This is a genomic window from Hymenobacter convexus, assembly GCF_030580955.1.
Lineage (GTDB): Bacteria > Bacteroidota > Bacteroidia > Cytophagales > Hymenobacteraceae > Hymenobacter.
The window spans coordinates 169,966-192,660 of sequence record NZ_JAUQON010000003.1; the positions used below are offsets into that span (position 1 = coordinate 169,966).

Genomic DNA, 22,695 nt, shown 5'->3' on the forward strand with positions numbered 1-22,695 from the left:
CCTAAAATACCGCCAACTCCCTTTTTCTCTGCAATCCCATGTACCAACCTCTGCCTTTGGCCTTTGCCAACCTGGCCCACGAGCCCGGCCCGAAAATTCTGCTCGCCGCCCTGGCCGACCACGGCCTGCGCGAACTGCCCGGCGCCGCCAACTCGCCGCGCATTCTGGAAATGGCCTTTCAGGCCCACGCCGGCTCTTATTATAAAAGTGACGCCACGCCCTGGTGCGCGCTGGCCATGACCAGCTGGGTGCTCACCGCCGGCTTTGTGCCGCCGCGCGACCCGCTGGCGGCCAAGAGTTGGGCCACGTTCGGCACGCCGGTGGCGCTGGAAGATGCCGCTCTCGGCGACATCCTGGTGATGGAGCGCCCGGGCGGCAACCACGTGACGATGTACGCGGGGGAAGACGACCACAATTATTATGGTCTGGGCGGCAACCAAGGCGACTGCGTGTGCATTGCTCCGTTCCTCAAAGCGCGTATTACCCACGTGCGCCGCTGCGCCTGGAAGGTGGCCCAGCCGACAAATATTGGCAAACGCTTCCCTGGACTGGTTGTAGCCGGTGTGGCTGCTAAACTAAAGGAATACTAGCTGCAGCTACTAATTTGAACATTTATTTTAGTCAAATGGGTGTTTAAATGGGTGCATTAAATAAAAAACCCTCTCTGCAGTGCGCAAAGAGGGTTTTTCGTGGGCCCAACTGGAATCGAACCAGTGACCTACTGATTATGAGTCAGTTGCTCTAACCGATTGAGCTATAGGCCCGATGCTGGAGGCAGTCATCTTTCACCTCAACCCGTGCCGTTGCCGGCCCTCCAACGGAGCAAAAGTACGACCTTCGCGGCTGGAAAACCAAAGCTTGCCCATGCTCCCCCACCTGTTATTCGATTTTGGCGGCGTCATCATCGACATCGATTACGACGCCACCCCGGCGGCCATGCGCCGCCTGAGCCAGGCCGGCAGCACCATTGCCTTCTCGCAGGCCCAGCAGGCCGAGCTGTTCGACCGGTTTGAAACCGGCCACCTTTCTGCTGCCGAGTTTCGGGCCGGCCTGCGCGCCGCCTACGACCTCGACGCCACCGACGCCGAACTGGATGCCGCTTGGCACGCCATGCTGCTCGATGTGCCCGCCGAGCGCCTCGCCCTCATTGGCGAGCTGCGCGCCCAGGGCCACCAAACGGCGCTGCTCTCGAACACCAACACCCTGCACATTGCCGAAATCAACCAGCGGCTGGCCGCCAAGTACGGCTTCAAAAACGGCATTGCCGACGTGCTCGACCGCGTGTTCTACTCCCAGGAAGTAGGCCTGCGCAAGCCGGGCGAGGAAATATTCCGCCACGCACTGCGCGAAATGAACTGGCGGGCCGAAGACGTGTTGTTCATCGAGGACAGCCCGCAGCACGTGGCCACGGCCCGGCGGCTGGGGCTGCGCGTGCTGCACCTGGCCCCGCCCCTCACCCTCGTTTCCGCCCTGCCCGAAGCCCTCCGTGCCTTTCCCCGAGAATACGCCCCCGCCCGTTCCTGAATCCGACCTGGCCGGCTGGCCCGCCGATGCGGCGGCGCCCCCCGCCAGCCCGCCCGATGTCCCCGAACCCCAGACCCGGCTGCGGGCCGCGCGCCAGCTGTTCCGGCGGTTTGAGCGGCCGGCGCCCTCGCCGGGGCGCACGGCGGCGCTGCACATCGGGCTGTTTTTGATTACGCTGCTCAGCACCACGCTGGCGGGCGTTCAGCTCACGCGCGGCGATGTGGGGCTGCTGCCGCTGGGTTTCTGGATATTTCCGGCCGCTCCGCAGCCGGGAGAGTGGGTGCGCGGGCTGTGGTTCGCGCTGCCGTTTTTGGGCGTGCTCACGGTGCACGAGTTCGGGCATTACTTCACGGCGCGGGCCAACCGGGTGCGGGCCTCGCTGCCTTATTACATTCCGTTTCCGATGGGGCTGGGCACGTTCGGGGCCGTGATTCGGCTTCGGGAACGGATATTTTCGCGGCGCGAGTTCTTCGATATTGGGCTTGCGGGGCCGCTGGCGGGGTTTCTGGTGGCGGTGCCGCTGCTCATTTACGGCTTCACCCACCTGCCGCCGCTGGCTTACCTCTATCAGATTCACCCCGAGTACGCCCGGTTTGGGGCCAACTATGCGCAGCACGTGTACCCGCCCGGCGCGCAGGCCCTCACCATTGCCAAGCCGCTGCTTTACCAGTGGCTGGAAACCGCTTTTGCTGACCCCGCCCGGCTGCCCCACCCCAACGAGCTGTTGCACTACCCGGTGCTGCTGGCGGGCTCGCTGAGCCTGTTCTTTACGGCGCTCAACCTGCTGCCCATGGGCCAGCTCGACGGCGGGCACATCCTCTACGGCCTGCTGGGCCGCCGCATTTTCGACAAGCTGGCCGTGGTGCTGTTCACCAGCTTCATTTTTTATGCCGGGCTGGGCCTTTTCACGCTGCACGACGACTGGCAGACCTGGCTCTACGGCGGGCCGGTGTACGCGGCTTATCTGGCGCTCATCTTCTGGCGAGTGTTACCCACGCCCCGGCTGGGGCTGCTGCTGGCGGCGGGCATCTGGGCCGCGCAGCTGGCGGTGGCCACGGCCGTGCCGGGTGCGGTGGGCAACCCCGGCTGGCTGGTATTCGGGCTGCTGCTGGGGCGCTTCACCGGCGTGGCGCACCCGCCCGCGCCCGACGAGCGCCCCCTGAGCGCCGGCCGGCAGGTGCTGGGCTGGGTGATGGTGGCTATTTTTGTGCTTTGCTTCACGCCCAGCCCGTTTAAGTAGCCGCGGTGAAGAAATAGCGAGGCATGTAAGCGCCCCCAGCACGTCATGTCGAGCGCAGCCGAAACATCTCGCCGCGGAAAACCAATTACTTGCTGCACGCGAGATGTCTCGGCTGCGCTCGACATGACGTGCTGGGGGCATACCCTTTAACAAACCAGGTATTTTCCGTTTGATTTTTAGCCCACATCTGTCGGCGCATTTACATGATTTTTAACCAAAAGCAGCTTTTCCAGGGCAACACCCACATTGCGTTGCGCGCCGAAAGCCTCTACGTTTGCAAGCGCAACCCGCAAGGCGTTGCCACCCTCGAAACCGAAGTTCCTTACGAAGAAATTCTGCCGGTGAAGGCCAGCGAGCACCGGCACATTCCCGTGAACCAACTGCTGCTCACGGGCTTGTTGCTGGCGTTTCTGGGTTACCAGCCGTGGCACGAGTGGTTGGCCACGGGCCAGGCCAGCTTGTCGCTGTATTTGTGGTGGGGCATTCTGGGCCTGAATACGCTGGCCAGCTGGCTGCGTTTTGAGCAGCAGTGGAGCACCTTCCGGCTGCAAACCGCGCATCTGGTCGTCACGCTGGCCGGCCGGCCGTGGCAGCGCAAACAGTTCCGGGCCCTGGTGGCCGAGTTGGAGCGCCGCACCAAGGTTTACCTGCGCACCGAATACGGCCAGGTCAACCCCCTGGGCTTCATCGAGCCGCAACTGCGCCGCGTGGCCTGGCTGCATGAGCTCGACGTGCTCAGCGCCCGCGAGGCCCAGGCCCTAAGCACGCGCCTCACCGGCCGCCGCAGCACCGCCCCCCTCAAAGGCATGGGCCAGGACTTAGAAGCGCCGTATTTGAATTAGAAGAAGAAGGTCAGGAACTCAGTTATGCCTTGAACGCCCTGAACGTCATGCAGAGCGCAGCGAAGCATGACGAGTTGATAAACACCAATAAATCAGTTAGCAAAAAGCCCCGACACTGTGCAGTGCCGGGGCTTTTTGCATTGGAAGAATTGTCGCGGAGAACAGATTGCCGCGCTGCGCTCGCAATGACAGCTTATTCTCGCGTCACGCGCAGGGTCTGGATATCGTTATCGAGTACGACGCGCACCACGTACACGCCGGCGGCCAGGCGGCCGGCTTCGGGCAGGGCCACGGCGCTGAGGCCGGAAGCTACCGCCAGCGGGCGCTGCACCAGCAGGCGCCCGGTGAGGTCGTAGATAGCCACCGAAGCGGCACGCGGTGCCCGCGTGACTTGCAGGGCCAGCGAGAAGCCTGCTTCGCCGAAAGGCACCGGCTGGGCTTGCACCGCGAAGCCGGCCGCCGCGTTGCGGGTGGGCAGCATGGCGGTGGGCGTGCTCAGCGTCCAAGTGCCGGCAATGGGCGACGAGGCTTCCACGTAGTTCAGCGTGGTGCTTTGGGTGGTGCGGGCCACGGGCACCCAGGGGCCTACGGCCGGAATAGTCAGCGAGTTCGATAGGAAGGGCTGCAGGTCGGCCTCGTTCAAACCATTCAGCTCGGCATCGCGGTAGCCCAGGCGCACGGTAGCATTCACTGCCGCTTGCGTGACGTAGCCCAGCGTGTAGTAGCGGCGAATGCTGGTGCGGGCCGGTGCCCGGCCAATGGCCTGGTCCGTCACGCGGGTCAGGTTGAGCGGGGCCGTTCCGGTGGCTTGGCTCAAACTGAGGCCCAGACCGCCGAAGGTTTCGCTGCCACCCGTACTCAGTTGGCCCACGGCCAGCACCCGGCCCGATACATAGGCATCGGCCGTTTCGGTGATGGTGGCGCCCTGGCTCAGGGTTACATCGGCGGCCTGAGTTTTGAGTACGCCGCGTTGCATGGTGAGGGCCGTGCCCACGGTCAGGCGCTGGGCCAGGCGGGCGGTGTCGGTGGCGGCAGGCAGGTTCACCAGCAGGCGCGGCACATTGAGGGAGGCGGTGCTGGGCGCGGCCAACGTGACAGTGGCGCCGCGCAGGCTGAGCGTGCCATCGGTGCCGGCAATGGTGGCGCCGGTTTCCAGGGTCAGGGTGCCGTACACTTCCAGTGTGCCGCCGTTGAGGGCCAGGGCGGTGCCAGCCCGCAGCGTAAGGTTGCGCACCTGCACGAGGCCCGTGCTGAGCACGGGCTGGGCGCCGGTGGCGCCGCGCACTTCGGCGTCGGTGGTGGGCGTGGGCAGGCAGGTCCAGTTGGCGGCCAGGGCCAGGTCGGTATTCTGGCGGCGCTGCCACTGCGGGCCGGGGGCCACGCGCACGTTCACGGTGTCGCGGAAGGTGCAGCCGCCGGCCGTGGTGGTGCCGATGTAGCGGTAGCGGCCGGCGGTGGCGGGCACGGCGGCCAGCACATTGGAGCCGGTGGCGGTGATGCCGTTCGGCCCGGCCCAGGTCACGTTGTTGTCGCGCGTGACGAGGCCCCAGGCCGTAACCGGGCCCACGTCAGCGGGCCCGCCATCAACTACAAACAAATTCCAGGTGCCGGCCTGCGGCGCGTTGCGCAGCTTGGCGAAGCCCGTGGGCTCGTCGGCCTGCCAGGTGCCGGTGAAGGGGGCGGTGCCGGCGCCCAGGCTGCGGGCGCCCACCGAGTCGATGAACAGCGTGTTCTGGTAGTTCTGGCCCGCCCCACCGCGCATGTTGCTCAGCAGCACGCGGGTGCCGTCGGGCGCTTCCACGTACAAGGTCAGGTCGCCGGTGTAGGTGTGGGTGATGCTCACGCTGATGCCGCGCAGGTCAAAAAAGCTTTCGGCCGAACCGGCTACTGCCAGCGGGATGCGCACCCCGGTGGGGTTGTTATCCGGAATCTGCACGCTCCCAGTGAATCGGTACGGGCCGCCCAACTGGTTCTCGAACAAACGGCTGCGCAGGCGCGTGGTGCCGCCGGCACAGGCAACGGAATCGATGCCCGCGGGCGCGGCAACAGTTTGGCGCCGGGCAATGACCGACACGGTTTGTTGGGTGGCGCAGTTCGAGCCGGGCGTGGCCGTGGCCACGGTGTAGCGCTGGCGGCCGGCGGTGGACGGGGTGGCACTCACGCGCTTGCCCAGGGCGCTGTAGCCCGCGGGGCCGGTCCAGGTATAGAGCTGGCCGGCCACGCTGTCGTCGGCCGTCACGCGCAGGCCCACAGCCCCGAAGGCCTGGCCCCGGGCGGCGCACAGGTCGGCCTGGGTGGCGGCGGCGGCCAGCACCGGCTGGCTCACGGTCACGTTCAGCGACTGCACGCTGGTGCAGCCGTAGTAGGGGTCGGCGGCCAGCACGGTGTAGCGGTAGGTGGCCGAGCCGCCACCGGCCGGGGCGGCGGGGGTGGCGGTAGCCGTCAGGCCCGTCACGTCCAGGCCCGGACCGGTCCAGCGCACGGCCGGCACGTCGGTGCTCAGGCGGTTAAACAGCAGCTCCACCAGCTCCACGGTGCCAGCGCTGCCCACCTGATTGTCCATCACTTCCACATTAATAGTAGTGAGGGTACCCGATGGCAACAGGCTGGAAAAGGCCACGGTGGGCGTGTAAGTACCCGTGAGGGTGGTGCCGCTCACGGTAGCGGGCAGGGCCGCGGTGGCCGCGTCCGAGAACGTGAGGTCGAGGGCCACGGGTGCGGCCCCGGCTGGCGCCGTAGGCAAGGCCGAGGCCAGGTTTACGTAGGTGGTGGTGCCGGTGCTGGTGCGCACGGCCAGGCGCAGGGCCACCTGGCTGGGCTGGGCGTGGTTGAGCCGTACGCGCACGCCTTTCAGGTCGCTGTAGCTGCGGTAAATGTTTTCGAGGCCGTGCTGGTAGGTGGTGCCGTTCGAAACCACGGTGCTGTAGGCGATGATGGACGTGTAAGCGGTGCTGCCATCGGGCACGGGCACCACGGCCAGGTTGCGCAGGCGGCGGGTGTTGGGGTAAGTGGCCGTGGCCGTGAGCCGGACGTTGGTACCGGCGCACACGCTGCTGGCCGAAGCCGTGGCCGTGAGCACGGCCGCGTCGTCGGTGGGGCACTGGGCCTGCGTGCCGGCCGGGGCCGTGCTGCTGGTGCCCAGCCCCACGGCAAACCAGGCGTCGGTCACGGCCTGCACTTCGGCCGAGCCGGCCCCGTACAAATCCGTGGCGGCCTGAATGGTGAACGTGCGGGCCGAGCGGTAGTCGGAGTTCGGCGTGAGGTAGAGGCGCTCGGCGCGGTAGGCAATGCGGGCGGCTTTGGTGATGCCGATGCCCGTCACGTTGTAGGCCTGCTGCTGCTCGTTCACGCCGGTTTTGCCCACGGTCAGGATGTAGTACCAGTGGTTGAGCACGCCCGAGTTGGTGTGCACGCCACCGTTGTCGCTGGTGCCGAAATTCCAGAGTTGGCCTTTGTAGTTGGCCGGGCAGGGCGTGAGCACGGCCGTGCTCAGCGGGTTGCTCATCGAGCGCAGGCCAGCGGCGGTGCGGCAGATGTCCTCGCCCACAATCCAGGTCTGCTTGGTGGGGTCAACATTGTATTCAACCGAAGCACCCCAAATGTCGGAAAACCCTTCGTTCAGCGCCCCCGACTCGTTCAAATACACCAGGCCGGCCGTGGCTTGGCACACGCCGTGGCCGGTTTCGTGGGCGCACACGTCCAGCGCCGTCAGCGGGGTGAAGGCCGTGGCGCCGTCGCCGTAGCGCATGGCCGAGCCGTTCCAGTTGGCGTTGTCGTAGTTGGTGGAGTAGTGCACGTAGTTAATCAGCTTGCCGCCCGCGTTGTCCCAGGAATTGCGGCCGTGCACGGTCATCCAGTAGTCGTACACCTGCGTCGAGCCGAAATGGGCATCGAGGGCCGCGTTGTCCTTGGCCGCGTTGTTGAATTCGGCCGCTGTCCAGTTGTTGTCGAGGTCGGTGAAGTCGGTGCCGGCGGCCAGGTTCGTGCCGTTGCGCAGGTTATAGGTTTCGATGCCGGCGGCGCGGGTGTAGTCGCGCAGGCGGTAGCTACTGCCAAACAAATCGGTAGCCACCTGCCGCGAACCCAGGTAGCGCGTGGCAAACGTGCCCGTGGCCGCGCTCTTGGCCCCGCGGGCGCCGGCGGGCCGGGCAGCCGGCGCGGCGTGGGCGGCGGCGGCACCGGCCGGCGCCAGCCCCTTGGCGTGCTTGATGATGTCGTCCTGCAGCACCACGGAACCGGTATGGGCATCCACGTACACCCAGGCGCGGCTTTCGGGCTGCTGCGCGTAGATATTAAACTTCCAGGCCAGCACCAGCGGGCGCTGGGCGGCGGCGGCCACGCGGTAGTCTTCCACCACCACCAGCTCGCCTGTGGGGCGGTAGGTGGCGGCGGGGTTGCCGGTTTCGCGCTGAAGGCCGGCTTCGGCGGCGGCATCGTCCCACATATAGCGGCGGGCGCCCACGGCGGCCAGGCCGCGCTGCAGGGCGGCGGCGGCGCTCAGGCCCGGCTTGGTGCTGAGGTTGGCCGGCACGGGCTTAAACTCGCCGCTGAGCACGCCCGCCGTGCGGTGCACGGTGTACTGGCCGTGCTCCACCTTCACCCCGTTAAAGTATTGCTGAAACCGCTCGTGGCGCTGGCCCAACTCGTCGGTTTCCACGCGCAGCGGGCGCAGGTCGTCAGCGGGGCGCAGGCCCAGCTCCTGGCGGAGCAGCAGGCGGCTGTCGGTGGGCAGCTGGCGCAGGGCCGCCGCCGATTTGTCCGACAAAGCCCGCAGCTGCGGGGTGCCGTCGGCGGGCAGGGTTTGAGCGGCGGCGGTGGCGGCCACCAACAGGGGCAACGCCACCAGCCACCCGGTGCGTAGGGGTTTGGTCATAAAGTAATGAGTAAAGAATATTCCCTCCGAAAGATACAGTGAAATGGGCACCTATTTGACCTGCACTTTGCTTGTAGAGAAATAGCTGTTACCCAACTTTGTATTTAGCACGCTTTTTGAGGCTGGCAGCGGCTGGCGCGGGACCGTATCCCTGGGGCCTGCCTAATCAAATTATCACCACCCGGCGGCTTCGCGCTGCTTATCTTTGGCGCGTCGGCCTGGGCGCCGTCACCTTCCCGATGGCTCGTTTGCTGGCTTTTTTCCTCGTGGCGCTCATGCTGCTCCAAACACTGGGGCAGGAGCTGCTGGTCGTGGATTACCAGTTGAACAAAGCGCGCATCACCGAGCTGTACTGCGTGAACAAGGCTCGCCCGCAGCTGCACTGCAACGGCAAGTGTCACCTGGCCAAGCAGCTGCGCAAAGCCGACGGGGCCGAGAAAAAGGCCCCGGCCGGTACGCTGAAGGTGAAATTTGAGGTGCTGCCCACGGCCTCGTTTGCCCTGCACCCACCGGTGCGCTGGCGTCAGCCGGCCCGGCGCTACACCCTGCCGGCGGCGGCGCACTACGCCGCCGTATCCGGCCCGGGCGTGTTTCGCCCCCCGCTCCTACTGGCCTGATTGGTTGCCCAGAACCCGCGGCTGATGCCGCCGGCCGGGTTTTGCGGGCGCCCCAACGGGGCGCCGGCTGGCGGCTGCGTGCCGCTGATTCAATCAGTGTTGGTATTTGCTTTTTTCTTTATGAAATCCCCTCTTTTATTCCCCTTGGCCACTGCTTTGGCCGCTTTTAGCCTCGCCGGCTGCTCCAAAGACAACGTGGCGACGCCCCAAACCGAATTTACCCTGCACATGGATAACGGCGCGATGGTCAACAACGCTGCCGGTACGCCCGTGTTCACGTCGCTGGTGCTCAACGCCACCCCTTACAAGAATGCCAACGGCGACGACTTCACCGTGAGCACCCTCAAGTATTACATCTCGAACGTGAAGCTGAACAAGGCCGACGGCAGCAGCTATGCCGTGCCCGACAGCTACTTCCTGGTGGACCAGGCCGACGCTACCACCCAGGACCTGACCATGACCGGCGCGCCCGAGGGCGACTACAGCAGCGTGAGCTTCATCGTGGGCGTGGACAGCGCCCGCACCAAGGCCGGCAACTTCGGCACGGGCGTGCTCAATTCCAGCAAGGGCATGTTCTGGCCCATGAACGGCGGCTCGGGCGAATTCATCAACTTCAAGCTCGAAGGCTATTCGCCGCAGGCCCAGCACACGGCCCCGGCCACCACGGGCGGCCTGGTTTTTCACGTGGCGGGCTACCAGCACTCCACCACCAACACCATTCGCACCGTGACGGTACCCTTCCCTTCGGGCACCAACCTGCTCATCCGGGCCGACCATCAGCCCGAGGTGCACATGCTGGTCAACATCGCGAAGCTGTTCGACGGCCCCAACCCGGCGGGGGTAGCCAATCCGCCGTTCATGAACCCCGTGAAATTTTCGAGCCTAAGCGCCACCATGAGCCCTACGACGCCCATGACCGCCGCCTCCAAGCTGGCCGACAACATCGTGGCGGGCATGTTCTCGGTGGGGCACATCCACGCCAACTAGGCCCGGGGCATGAAATTCCTTTGCCTGTTTTTGCTGGGCGCCGGCTTGTGGCTGGCGCCCGGCCCGGGCCGGGCCTGCGACATCTGCGGCTGTTTCATGGGCATCACGCCCTACGACAACCAGAGCAGCCTGAGTTTGATGCACCGCTACCGGATTTTCAACGGCTACCAGGCTTACGGGCAGTCGCCGCAGTTTTTTCCGGCGGGCGCGCGCCCGTTTTTTCCCTCGCCCCTGAACGGCGACAACGGCTACGAGCACAGCCACGCTGGCGACCCGACCGATTTTGAGGCCTTTCGCGTCATCGAGCTACGCGGCAAATACTTTCTCTCGCAGCGCGTCGAACTGAACGCCTTTGTGCCGTATGTGATGAATACCTCGCAGATAAACGGCCGGCAGCTCAACTCCTCGGGCGTGGGCGACGTGACAGTGTTTGCCGGCTACCACCTCATCCGGGCCATCGAAACGGCCGGGGTGCAGAGCCGCCTCATCGTGGGCGGCGGCCTGAAGCTGCCCACCGGCGAGTTCACCCGCCAGAATGCCCAGGGCCACCGCTACCCGCTGCTCAACCAGGTAGGCACCGGCACCACGGACGGGTTTATTTACGCCAACTACATCGGCAGCTACCGCAGCTTCGGGCTGAGCGTGAACAGCAGCTACCGCCGCTCTACGGAAAACCGGTTTCTGAACAGCCTGGCGCCGAGCACGGCCACGTTTGCCAGCCTGTTTTACCGCCTGCCGCTGGGCGAAAACTGGCAGGTGTACCCCTCGGCCGAGTTTTTTTATGAGAAGACCCAGGGCGAAATGCTCGACGGCCGCCTCACCGGCGAGCACGCCATGAACAACGCCCTGCTGGGCCCCGGCCTGGGCGTGTACTACAAAAACCTGTCCTTGAACACCAGCTTCCAGCTGCCCGTGTACAACGCCGACACCGACCACCCCGTCAGTGCCGGGCGCCTGGTGCTGGCCGTGGGCTACAGCTTCAAGCAAACCAAATACCTGCTCCACGGCAAAAGCTAAACCGCAAGCTGAACACTGGGAACCCGGCCCATTGGGGCGCGTAGGAAAGGCCATCCATTCACCTTTCTTTCCGGTTTTCAGCGATGAGCATTTCCCTCAATCCGCAGGCCGTGGCCTACGCCCGGCGCCTTATTCAGGACGGCAAACTCCAGAACGACCAGGGCCACTGGGGCCAGCACAACCCCGATACCAGCGAGGAAAACAGTTTCCTCAAAAAGCACGAAATGGAAGAGTATGCCAACTGGCACCTCGGCCTCGACAAAAGCAAAGGCGAAGACACCAAAGGCCGCTACAAATTCCCCTACGGCGACTTCAAAACCGTGCACCGCGACGGCCTGATTGCCGCCAAGGAGCGCGCCGCCCAGCAAGGCTACCACGACATTGAGAAGGCCGCCGATGAACTGCTGCAGCTGCTGGAGAAGGAAGCGAAGTAACCGAAATTGATACCAGCAAGAAGCCCCGGCCGTGTAAACGGTCGGGGCTTCTTGTGCATAAGACCGGCGCTTGGCGAGAGTACCGCCCCCTCCCCCGCCGGTTGCACGCCGCCCCGAAAAAAGGCCCCGACTGCAGAGCCGGGGCCTTTTTTAGAATGGAGCACTTGGTGGCTTATTCCACCACCAGCTTCTTCACCACTATACCGGCTTCGGTTTGCAGGCGCAGCGAATACACGCCCGTGGCCAGGCCGGTGAGCGGCAGCGTGTGCGTGGCCAGGCCGGCGGGCAGCACGCGCTGCACCACCACGCGGCCCACGGCATCAAGCAGCGCGGCGGTCACCACCTTGCGGCCCAGCGCCGCCGGCAGCTCCACAAACACGGCCTTGGAGGCCGGGTTGGGGAACACGGCTACCTGCGCCGCCAGCGCGGCCGAAGCCGTGCCCAGCACCTGCGCCGGCCCAAACACCAGCTCGAAGCGCGGCGTGGTATTGGCCGCGTTCATGGTGAAGGCATAGTCCGGATGCAGGCTCAGGTCGGTGAGGGTATTGAGCTGCAGGTCGCGCAGGAAAGGCTGAGCACCGGCCGCGAAGTTGAGCAGCTGCGCCGCGTGCAGCGTGTAGGTGCCCGTGGTGGGCAGGCCGATGGACAACGGCACCGTGAGGGACGTGCTGCCCATCGGGGGCAGGCCGTTCACGGCCAGGTTGTGGCCCGCGGCCACCGAGGCCAGGTTCAGGCCGGTGGTGTTGAGCAGCTTGGCCGCGTCGTAGTGGTCGTCGAGGCCGGAGGTGGCGCCTTGCTCGAAGTATACGAAAGCAGCATCGCGAGCGCCCTGGGCGCTCATCAGCTCCAGTTGCACACTCGGCCGCGTATCCGTGGTGGTGCGGTTGAAGGTCGGGTTCTGGTAGGTCGTCGAGCGCCAGGTGTTGAGGAAGCTGAACGCGGGCACGTTCTGGCTCACCCGCACGAAGAAGCCCTGCATCGAGCCAATCAGGCCGTTCGGCAGCGTGCCGAAGCCGTTCTGGTAGAACTGGTAGGTGCCGGCGTACTGGCTGCTGGACTTGAACACGTACACGGCGTCAATCACACCGGCGGGCAGGCTGTTGCGGGCCACGCTCCAGTCGAGCGGAGCCGGGTACGGGTTGCCCAATAGGTGCCAGCCGGAGTTGGCCCCGGTGCCGCGCGAGAGGGCACCCACGCCCACGGTGCCGTTGTTGAGCGCGCCCACCAGGTCGACCTTGCTGGCCGCGTCGATATTCACCGTGTAGCCCCGGCCCACGGTCAGCTGGTCGCTGAGCGCGCCGGGCGAGAAGAAGCCCTGGTCGAAGCTCTGGGTGGTGGCGTTGGTGGCGTTCACCCGGCCTTCGTCGTAGCCATACACCGTGGGGAAGGGCGTCACCGTGTTGCCCACCGCGTTGTAGGCCGGGTTCACCACCGGGGCGAAGGTGCTGGTGGCTAGGTCGGCCACCGTGGTGCTCACCACCGGCGAGCTGTAGTGGCGGTAGCCCGGGCCCGCGTTCAGGCTGGGGTCGATGTAGCGCTGCACCGTGGCCGTGCCGAAGACGAAACCGCCGCTGTTGTTCACCACCAGCGCCGTGCTCGTGGCATTGCTTTCCAGCGTGAACGTGTTGGCCTGCGTCACCAACGCGCCGTTCAGGGTCAGCAGGTGCTGCACCGAGGCCCCGGCCGAGGTGCTCAGCAGCACGCCGTTGCTGTTCACGGTCAGGTCCCAGAAGCGGACAGCACTGCTGCCCAGCAGGTTGGGGCCATTGCTTTGGAAGATGGTGCCCAGCACCACCGTGCCACCCGAGGGCCGGAAGGTGCCGTTGTTGGTCAGGTTGGCGTTGATGGTCAGCGTGCCGCCGGTTTGCGTGAGCGTGGCGCCCGAGTTCAGGGCCAGGTTGAGGGCGAAGGCCGTGCCAGCGCCAATGAAAGGCTGGTTCGGCGCGCTGCCGGGCACGGTGGCGTCGAGGCTGGCCGTGGGCACCACGTTAGGCGTCCAGTTGCCGGCCGTGTACCAGTCGGTGCTGATGGTTCCGTTCCAGGTCACAGCCGTCACCGGGGCAGTATATGTGAGGGTGAACTGCGGCGCGGCGGTATTAAAGTTGAGGGCCAGGTCCTGGGCCACGTTGGCGGGCACGTCCACCGTCACAGCGCCGTTGCCGGCTGGCGTCACGGTGAAGGTATAGGTGCTGCCGCTGCCGTTGACAATGCCACCGGTAATGGTGCCGTTGCTCACCGTCACGTCGCCGGCCACGAAGCCCGTCACGTTTTCCGAGAAGGTCACCGTGAAGGGAATCGGCGAGGTGCTTGTGTTACTGCCCGAAGTCCCAGCCGTCGAGCTGATGGCCACCGTGGGCCGTACCGAGTCGACGATAAAGTTGTTGGTATTCGAATTGCCGCTCACGGCCTGGCCGCTGAGCTGAGCTGTGGCACGCACCGTGTGCGACCCCTGGGCCAGGGCGGTGGGCTGGGTCAGGCTCCAGTTCCCGCCCGGGGCCGTGGTTGTGCCGATGGGCGTGGCGTCCACGTACACCGTCACGGTGCTGCCGGCCGGGGCCGTGCCCGAGAAAGCCGGAGTAGCCGTGTTCACATAGTCGCCGGTAGCCGGCACGGTCACTACCGGTGCGGCCGTCTGCACGGTGAAAGGTGCCGTCAGGGTCTGGCTGCAAGGCAGGGTCAGCACCACATTGCCCGACGCGGCGCCGGCGGGCACCACGAAGGTGAAGCCCGTGGCCGTGAGGTTGCTAATGGTGGCCGCGGCGCCGCCCACCGTCAGGCCCGTGGCGCCGCTCAGGTTAGTACCTGTGGCCGTCACCGGGCTGCCGGGGGTGGCCGAAGTCGGGTTCAGAGCGGTGAGCGTGGCCGTGGGCGGCGGGTTCACCGTCACGCGGGCCACCGACGTGCTGGTGCTGCCGTTGGCGTCGGTCACGGTCAGTAGCACGTACTGGGTTTTGTTGGCCTCGGTGCAGTCGTAGCTCAGGCTGGCGGCATCGGCCGAGTAGCCGACCTGCACCGCCAGAAACTTGGGCGTGCCCGAGCAGGGGTCGCCGAGCGTGGGGTTGTTGTTGGCCGTGGCCGCGTTGTTGGCGTCCATGCTGCCGGTGCTGCGGCCCACGTAGGAATTCGTGGCCGTGGCCACGCTGTTGGCCGCGTTGCAGGAACCCAGGCCGTAATTGCCGTTGCCGTTGTCGACGGGCGTGCCGTAGCTGGCGAAGCGGATGGCGTTGAAGTTGGCGCCGTTGGGCGTGTTCAGCGTCAGGGTGCTGTTTTCACTGGCCCTGCCAAACACAATTTTCTGAATGGTGTAGGTGAGCGTGCCCGAACCGGTGCTGCCGTTGTTCACGCTGGTAGCATTGAGCGTGGCCGTGCCGTTGGCGGCCAGGTTCACCGTCACGTTCTGCGCCGTGGCCGAAGCCGGCTGCTGGTAAGTGAGGCTGTATTGAGTAGCGGTGGTATTGCCGTTGCCGGCAGCATCCTGGGCCACATTGGCCGCCACATTCACCGTCACCAGGCCGTTGCCCGAAGGGGTTACGCTGAAGGTGTAGGTGCTGCCGCTGCCGTTGACAAGGCCACCGGTAATGGTGCCGTTGCTCACCGTCACATCGCCGGCCACGAAGCCGGTTACGCTTTCCGAGAAGGTGATGGTGAACGGAATGGGCGACGTGCTGGTCGGGTTGCTGGCCGTGCTGCTGATGGTCACCGTCGGGGCCACCTTATCAATGGTGTAAAGCGGCGTGCCGGTGAAGGGTTCGTTGGATACGCTGGGGGTGAGGCCGGTATCGTTGGCCAGCGTCAGCCCGAGGGTGCCGCTGCCGCTGCCCGTGTTCACCGTCACGGTGTAGGTAGTGCCCGAGCCGCTCACGCTGCTCACGCTGCTGCCCGTGACGCCGCCGCCGTTCGAAGTGGTGAAATTACCCACGGAAATCCCCGTCACGCTGGACGCAAACGCCACGGTAAACGTCACGCTGGCGGCATTCGTCGGGCTGGCGCCGGCCGGCACAATGGAAACCACCGTGGTCGAGGCCGTACCCACCCGGGCCAGGAAGCCCCCGTTACCGGCCGCAATGCTCGACGCGCCGAAGGTGGCGGCCTGCGTGGGGTTGAGGTAGCCGGCCACAACGGCCTGCGTGCCGCTGATGGCCAGGCTGCCGGCGTTGTCGTCGAGGGTGCTCCCGCCGGCCACGGCCCCGTTCACGGTAAAGACGTTGGACGCTTCGCTGAACCGGGCCACGAAAGCGTCCTGGCCGCCGAGCGAGGTCAGCGCCGAGGGGCCGTAGGTCACCGAACCGCCAAAATTGCCGCTCACGTACACCGTGCTGCCGCTCACGGCCACGGCCTCGCCGGAATCGGAGCCGCTGTTGGTGCTCTTCGTGGCTGCGTTGGCCGTCAGCGTCCCCGAATCGGTGTACTTGGCCAGGTACATGTCGCTGTTGGCGCCGGTGTTGTCCGTATTCGTCAGCGTGACGCCGTTGCCAAAGCTGACCGAAGTGGAGTTGAAAGTACCCGTGGCGTAAAGCGTCGTGCCGTTCACGGCAATGCCGTTGCCGTATTCATTCGGCGTGCTGCCGCTGGCAGCGTTGCCGCCGGCCTTCACAGCCGTGGCCTGCGCAAGCGTGCCCGAATCAGTAAATTTAGCCAGAAAGGCATCATAGCTCAGGTTAGCCGCGTCGGTGTTCGTGTTGGTGAGCGTGGTCGAGCCAAACACGGCCGTGAGGCTACGGAATTCCCCCGCCACGTACACGTTGGCGCCGTTCACCGCAATGGCGTTGCCCCGGTCGATGTCGGCGCCGCCGCTGCGCACGGCGCTGCCGTAAACCAGCGCCGTGCCCGAATCGGTGTACTTGGCCACGAACAGGTCCTGCAAGCCATACACGGGCGTGAGCGCCGTGCTGCCAAAAGTGGCAGTGCCGTTGACGTAGCCCGTCACGTAAACCGTGCTGCCATTCACGGCAATGGCCCGGCCCTGGTCGCCGCTGGCGCCGCCGGCGCTCACCACGCTGCCGGTGGTCACGCTGGTGCCGCCATCCACGAATTTGGCCACAAACACGTCTTGCCCGCCCGCCCCGGAGAACGTCGTGCTCAAACTGCCGAAGCGGGCGTTGGCGCCGGAAGTGTACCAGCCGGTCACGTACACGTTGGCGCCGTTCACCGCAATGGCGTTGCCCTGGTCCGGCAGGAAGCCGCCGCCGCGCACCGCCCAGGCCCAGCTGTTGCTGATGCCGTTCCACTTGGCCAGGAACATGTCCTCGTCGCCAAGGCTGGTGAGCGTGGTGCCGCCAAAATTAACCGCGCCATTGAAGGACCCGGTGACGAAAATGTCACCCGTCGAGTTGGTAGCCGTACCCAACACCACCGAGCCCGGCACGCCATAAGCGTTTTGCCAAACGGGCGCCTGCGCCCGGGCCCCCCAAGCCGTCAGCAGCGGCAGGAGCAGCAGAAGTCGGTAAAAGTTATTTTTCATAAAAAAAGAGAGGAAGGGAAAACATGCAGAGAGTCCGCTTGCGCGGCGGAAATCAACAGGCTGTCGGAGGGTGTAAAACCAGGCGCTGGCCCGGCTAAACATGGCGGCAGCAGGCAGAAGAACAAGAGCGAAAGGCCGGGCTACGGGCCGCCCAGGCGGCTCAAACCGGGGCCGCGCGCTCTGCCCCGCTCAGCGGTGCCAGCACCTCCCCCACCTGCAGGCCCAGGCCGGCCAGCTGCCCGCCGGTGAAGTAGCCCTCGTCGAGCGCCACCATGTCCAACTGGGCCACCTCGCCCCCGCCGCAGGCCACCAGCAGGGCCTGCCCGGGGGCCGCCAGCACGATGGTACCGGGCGGGGCCGCCACGGTTTCGGGCCGGGCGGTGAGGCCCAGCACCCGCAGCGGCTGGCCGCGCAGCAGCGTCAGGGCGCCCCGGTTCCAGGGGTTAACGGCTCGCACCAGGCGGGCCAGGGCTTCGGCGGGCTCGTGCCAGTCGAGCGCTACATCGGCCAGGCCGGGGCGGGGCCAGTAGCGGGCCGCGGCCTCGTCCTGGGGTTGGTCGGGCAGCGGCACTTCGTCGCGCAGCCCGGCCAGCAGCTGCCGGCCCGTGCCCACGGCCGCCAGCGCCAGTTGGCCGCGGTGCAGCCCGAAGGTGTCGTGCGGCGCAATGGGCACGGGCGTGGCCACCAGCACCGGGCCGGTGTCGAAGCCCTCGGCCATGCGGTGGGCCGTCACGGCGCCGGCCGGCTCGCCGTTGCGCAGCTGCCAGAAGGTGGGCTCGGGGCCCCGGTAGCCGGGCAGGGCGGCGAAGTGAAAGTTGATGAAGCCCTGCGGCGGCAGCCCCAGCACCCGGGCCGGAATGCGCCACGGAAACGTGAGCACCAGCACCGCCGTGGGCTGCGTGGCCGCTATCCAGTCCGTCAGCGCATCGGCCAGGCCCGCGCGCGTCAGCTGCAGCGGGATTAGTCCGGCCTGGGCCAGCAGCCCGGCCACTTGCCCGCTTTCTTCGTTGCCCGTGGCGGGCACGGCCACGCCGGCCACCACGTCCTGGCCAAGCAAATCTTGTAGCAGGGGCCAGCCCAGCCGGCTGCTAATGATGACGGAAACGCGCATGGGCAACGAAGACAACGGAAATACCAAATGAAACAAGCCGGCCGCGACGGCCGCAGCCCGGCCAGGGGGCAGGTGCTATTGGCGCGTGGGGTAATAGCCCGTCAGCGCGATGACATAGTTGAGTGCCACGTAGGGCTGGCGGTTTTCGTGCGCCGCCGCGCCGCCGGCGACGCCGGTGTTGCCGGAAATGCCGGTCATGGGCGCGTCGGCGGCCCCGCTGCTGTACTGGGCCCGCCCTCCGTCGGCGGGCAGGTTGTTGGCGGGGTCGTCGGCTTCGGGCGTGTTGGAAGTTTGCAGCGTGCCCGACACCGGGTGCGTGTGGGCAGGCATCTGTTGCAGGCTCAGGACCACGCCTTCGCTGCCTCCCTGCTGGCCCGTGGTGTAGAAACTGCCGCCCGGCGAGGCGCCGGGGCCCACCGGAATGCGGCCGCGCAGGTCGGGCAGGGCGAAGGTGGTCTGGCCGTCGCCCCCGAACTGGGTGCCCAGCAGCGAAAATAAAGCCGAGTTTTGGGCGATGGACAGCAGCTGGCCGTTGCAGAAGGCATAGCCAGATGGCGCGTAGTTGGAGGCAATCAGGTGTATTTCGCCGAGGTAGGGTTCGTCCATGACAAGCTCAATGAAAGTGAAGTAGTGAAAAAACCGGCGCCGCGGCCGCTACTGCCTCGGCGGAAACAGCCCGCTGGTGCAGATGATGAAATTGAGCGCCTGCACGGGCTGGATGTTGGAGTGCGGCTGGCTGCTGCCGGCCGCCGTGGCCGAGCCTGTTACCCCGGCGGTGTTCAGGGTTTGGCCGCTTTGTGCCGCGCCGGCGTACGCCTTGCTCCCGGTCGGGACGCCTGGCCGGCGGCCGGCGGGGTCGTCGCTCAGCGGGCCGGCGGTGCTGCCCACCAGCGCACCCGTGAAGGTGTGCGCGTGCGGGGGTATCTGCGTCGTGTTTAGCGTCACGTTTTCGGCGCCCCCCGTCGCCCCCAGCGGGTAGGGCGAAAGGCCGGGTCCGGCAGCCCCGCCTTCGGACCCCACCGCCACCCGGCTGTTCAGGTTGGGCAGGCCGAAAGTGGTCTGGCCGTCGCCGCCGTAGGTGGTGCCCAGCAGGGAAAACAGGGCTTGGTAGTTATTGATGGACAGCAGCTGCCCGTTGCAAGGGGCCCAGTACTGAGGAGTAAAATTGAACCCAACCGCGCGAATTTCGCCTATGTAAGGAGTTGACATATAGCAAGGTTAAAATACTAGAAACGATTAACAGCCTACTGCCGGGCGGGAAAAACACCTGCCGTGGCAATGAAGTAGTCGAGCACCAGGAAGGGCATCCGGTTTTCGTGGGTCTGTGCGCCGCCGACCGAGTTCGTGGTGCCGTTGAGCACCCCCGCCGCCATGGTGCCGTTGGCGGTGCCCGAGCCGAAGGCGTTGCTGTCGGGCTCTTTGGCAAAGACGGCGCCCGCCGGCGAAGCCACCGAGGCGTTGGCGCTGCTCACGGGCAAGGCCACCGTCCCGAGCGAGTGCGTGTGCGCCGGCAGCTCGGTTTGCAGCAGGGATTGGGATTCGGTGCCCACCCGGTCGCCTATCTGGTAAGAACTCAGGCCCGGCCCCTGGCCCATGCCCACCGCGGCCCGGCCGCGCAGGTCGGGCAAGGCGAAGGTGGTCTGGCCATTGCCGCCGTAAAAAGTGCCCAGCAGCGAAAACAAAGCTGTATTCTGGTTGATGGGCAGCAGGCTGCCGTCGCAGCGCGCCCAGCCGCGCGGCAGGTAGCCGCCGCCGTACGGCATGATGCGAATTTCTCCTAGAAAGGGGTCCATACGAATAAAGGAAAAGATGAAAGGAAAGTGGGCCGGCGGGCCTTGACGAAAGGCCCCGGCGCTTGATGTGCCCCGTTAGGCCACCCGGGGGCGCGTGCGGCGCTGGTGTTCCAGCTGCAGCTCGGCCAGGGCCGTGGTGGTGGCCGGGCCGTTGGCCACCTTGATGGCGCACAGCAGAGCCGCCGCGCCGCTGTCGCCGGCCAGGGGTCCGCTCAGGTTGGGCAGGGCAAACGTGTGGCGGCCGTCGCCGCCATAGGTGTCTTTCAGCAGCGCAAACAGCGCCGGGTGTTGGGCCGCGGGCAGCAGGCGGCCGTCGCACAGCGCCCAGCCGGTGGGCAGGTCCGGGCCCGCCAGCAGCTTCACCATGCCAATGTACTCGTCGCCGCCCGCGAGCGCCGAGGCCGAAAGCGTTTCGCCGGCCGGAGCGCCGGGGCTGGCCAGCACCGCCGTGGGGGCGGCCAGCACGCCCGCGCCCAGCAGGGCGCCCAGGCCCCTCAGCCAGCGCCGGCGCGACGCCAGCTGCGGCTGGACTGGTGCCTGTTCAGCGAACGTGGTGTCTTGTGTAGTAGTTTGCTTCATAGCCTGAAACCCATGGTCAAATGAAATTTTCGGTGAAAATAAAGCACAATTTTATTGGCTTGCTATTCCGGTAATAAATATGCCGTTTAGCGTTATGAAGATGCGATTAACCATTGCTCCACCGGTCATTCCAAACGGCCAATCAGAAACGTAAACCCGTCTAAAAAATCAGGCCCGCGCTGGCCCCTGCCACAGCGCACGGCTTACCCCCGCCTTCCGTGGGCCCGGCCGTGGCGCACGGCGCAGGTGGCACCGGCCGGAATTAGTGCCCCTGGCCGTAGCTTGCGGGGCAGACGGTGATGCAGCTTGCAGCACATCAGCCACCGCTCCTGCCATGCAATGGACGCTACTAGTACTCTGTCTCCGCCACCTTCCAACGACTCACTGCTGCCCGTACTTCGCCGTTTCCTCAGCGAAATCGGGATTGAAACGCGGGAAACGCCCCTTGCCGACGACACCTTTCTGCCGGGACTGCTCATCGACCGCGGGCAGTTGCTTATCGACCCGGCGCGCCTGCTCTATCCCGGCGACGTGCTGCACGAAGCCGGGCACCTGGCCGTGACCGCCGCCGCCGAGCGGCCACTGCTGCACGGCAACATCACCGAAAACAGCCCCGAAAAAGAAGGCGAAGAGCTGGCCGCCATGCTGTGGTCGTACGCCGCCTGCCAGGCGCTGGGCCTGCCCGCCGAGGTTGTATTTCATCCGCACGGCTACAAAGGGCAAAGCGACTGGTTGCTCGGCAATTACCAGCGCGGCGCCTACGTCGGCCTGCCTCTGCTCGTCTGGATGGGCCTCGCCACCGCCGACGGCTTCCCGAAGCTGACGCGCTGGCTGCGGGAGTAAGGGCTGGGTTTTATTTATATTTATACATAATGCCAAGGCCCCGGCTGCGCGAGCAGCCGGGGCCTTGGTTCGTTCTTGCTGGTGCGAAAACTAGCCCAGTGCCATCACGCCGGGCAATTCCTTGCCCTCCATGTACTCCAGGAGCGCGCCGCCGCCGGTCGAGATGTAGCTCACCTGCTCGCCAAAACCGAGCTGCTGCACGGCCGCGGCCGAGTCGCCGCCGCCGATGAGCGAGTAGGCGCCGGCGGCCGTGGCCTTGGCAATGGCGCGGGCCACGTCTTCGGTGCCCTTGGCGAAGTTGGGCATTTCGAACACCCCCATCGGGCCGTTCCAGAGAATGGTTTTGCTGGTGCGAATGACGTCGGCGAAGGCTTTGCGGCTTTCGGGGCCGAGGTCGAGGCCCATCCAGCCGTTGGGAATGTCGTGGTTGGGCGCCTCCTTGGTTTCGGCGTCGTTGGCGAACTTGTTGGCGATGAGCGAGTCGGTGGGCAGCAGCAGATTTACGCCCTTGGCCTTGGCTTTTTGGATGAGTTCGCGGGCCAGGTCTACTTTGTCGGCTTCGAGCAGGGAGCTACCCACTTTGCCGCCCTCGGCCACCGCGAAAGTATAGGCCATGCCGCCGCCAATGAGCAGGTTGTCGACCTTATCGAGCAGCTTTTCGATGATGAGAATCTTGTCGGAAATTTTGGCGCCGCCCATGATGGCGGTGAAGGGCCGTTCGGCCTCTTCCAGCACCTTTTTGGCGTTGTCGATTTCGGACTGCAGCAGGTAGCCGCCCACCCGGTCCTGGGGTGCAAACGAGTTGGCCATCACGGCCGTAGAGGCGTGGGCACGGTGCGCCGTGCCGAAGGCGTCGTTCACGTACACATTGCCCAGCTTGGCCAGCTTGGCGGCGAAGCCGGCGTCGCCAGCTTCTTCTTCCTTGTAAAAGCGCACGTTGTCGAGCAGCAACACCTGGCCGGGCTGCAGGGCCGCCGCTTTTTGCGCGGCCTCCTCCCCCAGCACGTCGCCGCCGAACTGCACCTCGCGGCCGTACTCTTCTGTGAGGCGCGCCACCAGGCTTTCGAGCGAAAACTTCTTCTCGTAGCCGCCCTTGGGCCGGCCCAGGTGCGAGAGCAGCACCACCGAGCCGCCGTCGTTCAGGATTTTCATCACCGAGCGCGTGGCCATGCGGATGCGTGTGTCGTCGGTAATGTGCAGGTCCTTGTCGAGCGGCACGTTGAAATCGACGCGCATCACGGCGTGCTTGCCGGCGAAATTATAGGAATCGAGGGTGTTCATAAGAGAAAGTGAAACGGAGTGTGAGAGTGATTGGTCAGGGATGCAAAAGTGGGGATTTCCGCGTTGCCGCGTTGCAAAGGCGCCCTGTTTTGC

Annotated in this window: 17 protein-coding genes and 1 tRNA gene; 9 read left to right on the forward strand and 9 right to left on the reverse strand. The window is 65.8% G+C overall.

All coding sequences use genetic code 11. From position 1 onward, the window contains the following. The first annotated feature begins 38 nt into the window (after positions 1 to 38). The gene (locus Q4S41_RS07390) at positions 39 to 590 is read left to right on the forward strand and encodes a TIGR02594 family protein (protein ID WP_305030467.1); all 552 of its coding nucleotides are present in this window, start codon (positions 39 to 41) and stop codon (positions 588 to 590) included. Between the two features lie 100 nt (positions 591 to 690). Here the strand turns inward: Q4S41_RS07390 and Q4S41_RS07395 are convergent. Beyond that, a tRNA-Ile gene (locus tag Q4S41_RS07395) sits at positions 691 to 764 on the reverse strand. A gap of 100 nt (positions 765 to 864) precedes the next feature. On the opposite strand from Q4S41_RS07395, the gene Q4S41_RS07400 reads away from it, so the two are divergent. From Q4S41_RS07400 to Q4S41_RS07410, 3 genes are all read left to right on the forward strand, one after another. After that, positions 865 to 1,524, forward strand: coding sequence for an HAD family hydrolase (locus Q4S41_RS07400; protein WP_305030468.1), 660 nt, complete (start codon positions 865 to 867; stop codon positions 1,522 to 1,524). Next, on the forward strand, positions 1,487 to 2,764 hold the full coding sequence (locus Q4S41_RS07405) for a site-2 protease family protein (protein WP_305030469.1): 1,278 nt from the start codon (positions 1,487 to 1,489) through the stop codon (positions 2,762 to 2,764). Before Q4S41_RS07400 ends, Q4S41_RS07405 begins: the two co-directional genes overlap by 38 nt. A gap of 203 nt (positions 2,765 to 2,967) precedes the next feature. Next, complete coding sequence (locus tag Q4S41_RS07410) at positions 2,968 to 3,606, forward strand: hypothetical protein (protein WP_305030470.1); 639 nt, start codon at positions 2,968 to 2,970, stop codon at positions 3,604 to 3,606. Between the two features lie 193 nt (positions 3,607 to 3,799). Here the strand turns inward: Q4S41_RS07410 and Q4S41_RS07415 are convergent, their stop codons facing one another. Beyond that, positions 3,800 to 8,479 carry a M4 family metallopeptidase gene (locus Q4S41_RS07415; protein WP_305030471.1) on the reverse strand — a complete coding sequence of 1,560 codons (4,680 nt, stop codon included), beginning with the start codon at positions 8,477 to 8,479 and terminating at the stop codon, positions 3,800 to 3,802. Between the two features lie 239 nt (positions 8,480 to 8,718). Here Q4S41_RS07415 and Q4S41_RS07420 point away from each other — a divergent pair, with 239 nt between their 5' ends. From Q4S41_RS07420 to Q4S41_RS07435, 4 genes are all read left to right on the forward strand, one after another. After that, positions 8,719 to 9,096 carry a hypothetical protein gene (locus tag Q4S41_RS07420; RefSeq protein WP_305030472.1) on the forward strand — a complete coding sequence of 126 codons (378 nt, stop codon included), beginning with the start codon at positions 8,719 to 8,721 and terminating at the stop codon, positions 9,094 to 9,096. 144 nt (positions 9,097 to 9,240) lie between these two features. Then, positions 9,241 to 10,083: an MbnP family protein gene (locus tag Q4S41_RS07425; protein ID WP_305030473.1), complete on the forward strand. Its 843-nt coding sequence runs from the start codon at positions 9,241 to 9,243 to the stop codon at positions 10,081 to 10,083. Positions 10,084 to 10,092: 9 nt separating this feature from the next. After that, positions 10,093 to 11,100 carry a hypothetical protein gene (locus tag Q4S41_RS07430; RefSeq protein WP_305030474.1) on the forward strand — a complete coding sequence of 336 codons (1,008 nt, stop codon included), beginning with the start codon at positions 10,093 to 10,095 and terminating at the stop codon, positions 11,098 to 11,100. Between the two features lie 83 nt (positions 11,101 to 11,183). Then, positions 11,184 to 11,534, forward strand: coding sequence for a hypothetical protein (locus tag Q4S41_RS07435; RefSeq protein WP_305030475.1), 351 nt, complete (start codon positions 11,184 to 11,186; stop codon positions 11,532 to 11,534). A gap of 172 nt (positions 11,535 to 11,706) precedes the next feature. On the opposite strand, the gene Q4S41_RS07440 is transcribed toward Q4S41_RS07435, so the two are convergent. The 6 genes from Q4S41_RS07440 to Q4S41_RS24555 all read right to left on the reverse strand — a co-directional run bounded on the left by Q4S41_RS07440 (position 11,707) and on the right by Q4S41_RS24555 (position 20,478). Further along, a complete protein-coding gene (locus Q4S41_RS07440; RefSeq protein WP_305030476.1) occupies positions 11,707 to 16,995 on the reverse strand; it encodes an Ig-like domain-containing protein in 5,289 nt (1,762 codons plus the stop codon). Between the two features lie 160 nt (positions 16,996 to 17,155). Next, positions 17,156 to 18,106, reverse strand: coding sequence for a methionyl-tRNA formyltransferase (locus Q4S41_RS07445; protein ID WP_305030477.1), 951 nt, complete (start codon positions 18,104 to 18,106; stop codon positions 17,156 to 17,158). 75 nt (positions 18,107 to 18,181) lie between these two features. Further along, positions 18,182 to 18,712, reverse strand: a complete 531-nt coding sequence (locus Q4S41_RS07450; protein ID WP_305030478.1) for a phage tail protein — start codon at positions 18,710 to 18,712, stop codon at positions 18,182 to 18,184. Between the two features lie 48 nt (positions 18,713 to 18,760). Then, complete coding sequence (locus tag Q4S41_RS07455) at positions 18,761 to 19,315, reverse strand: phage tail protein (RefSeq protein ID WP_305030479.1); 555 nt, start codon at positions 19,313 to 19,315, stop codon at positions 18,761 to 18,763. Between the two features lie 35 nt (positions 19,316 to 19,350). Then, positions 19,351 to 19,899, reverse strand: coding sequence for a phage tail protein (locus Q4S41_RS07460; RefSeq protein WP_305030480.1), 549 nt, complete (start codon positions 19,897 to 19,899; stop codon positions 19,351 to 19,353). Positions 19,900 to 19,974: 75 nt separating this feature from the next. Then, complete coding sequence (locus Q4S41_RS24555; protein WP_369811261.1) at positions 19,975 to 20,478, reverse strand: phage tail protein; 504 nt, start codon at positions 20,476 to 20,478, stop codon at positions 19,975 to 19,977. A 339-nt stretch (positions 20,479 to 20,817) separates the two neighbouring features. Here Q4S41_RS24555 and Q4S41_RS07470 point away from each other — a divergent pair, with 339 nt between their 5' ends. Further along, positions 20,818 to 21,321 (forward strand): hypothetical protein, encoded by a 504-nt coding sequence (locus tag Q4S41_RS07470; RefSeq protein WP_305030481.1) that lies wholly within the window; start codon positions 20,818 to 20,820, stop codon positions 21,319 to 21,321. Between the two features lie 90 nt (positions 21,322 to 21,411). Here the strand turns inward: Q4S41_RS07470 and Q4S41_RS07475 are convergent, their stop codons facing one another. Continuing rightward, positions 21,412 to 22,602, reverse strand: a complete 1,191-nt coding sequence (locus Q4S41_RS07475; RefSeq protein ID WP_305030482.1) for a phosphoglycerate kinase — start codon at positions 22,600 to 22,602, stop codon at positions 21,412 to 21,414. Positions 22,603 to 22,695: the final 93 nt, after the last annotated feature.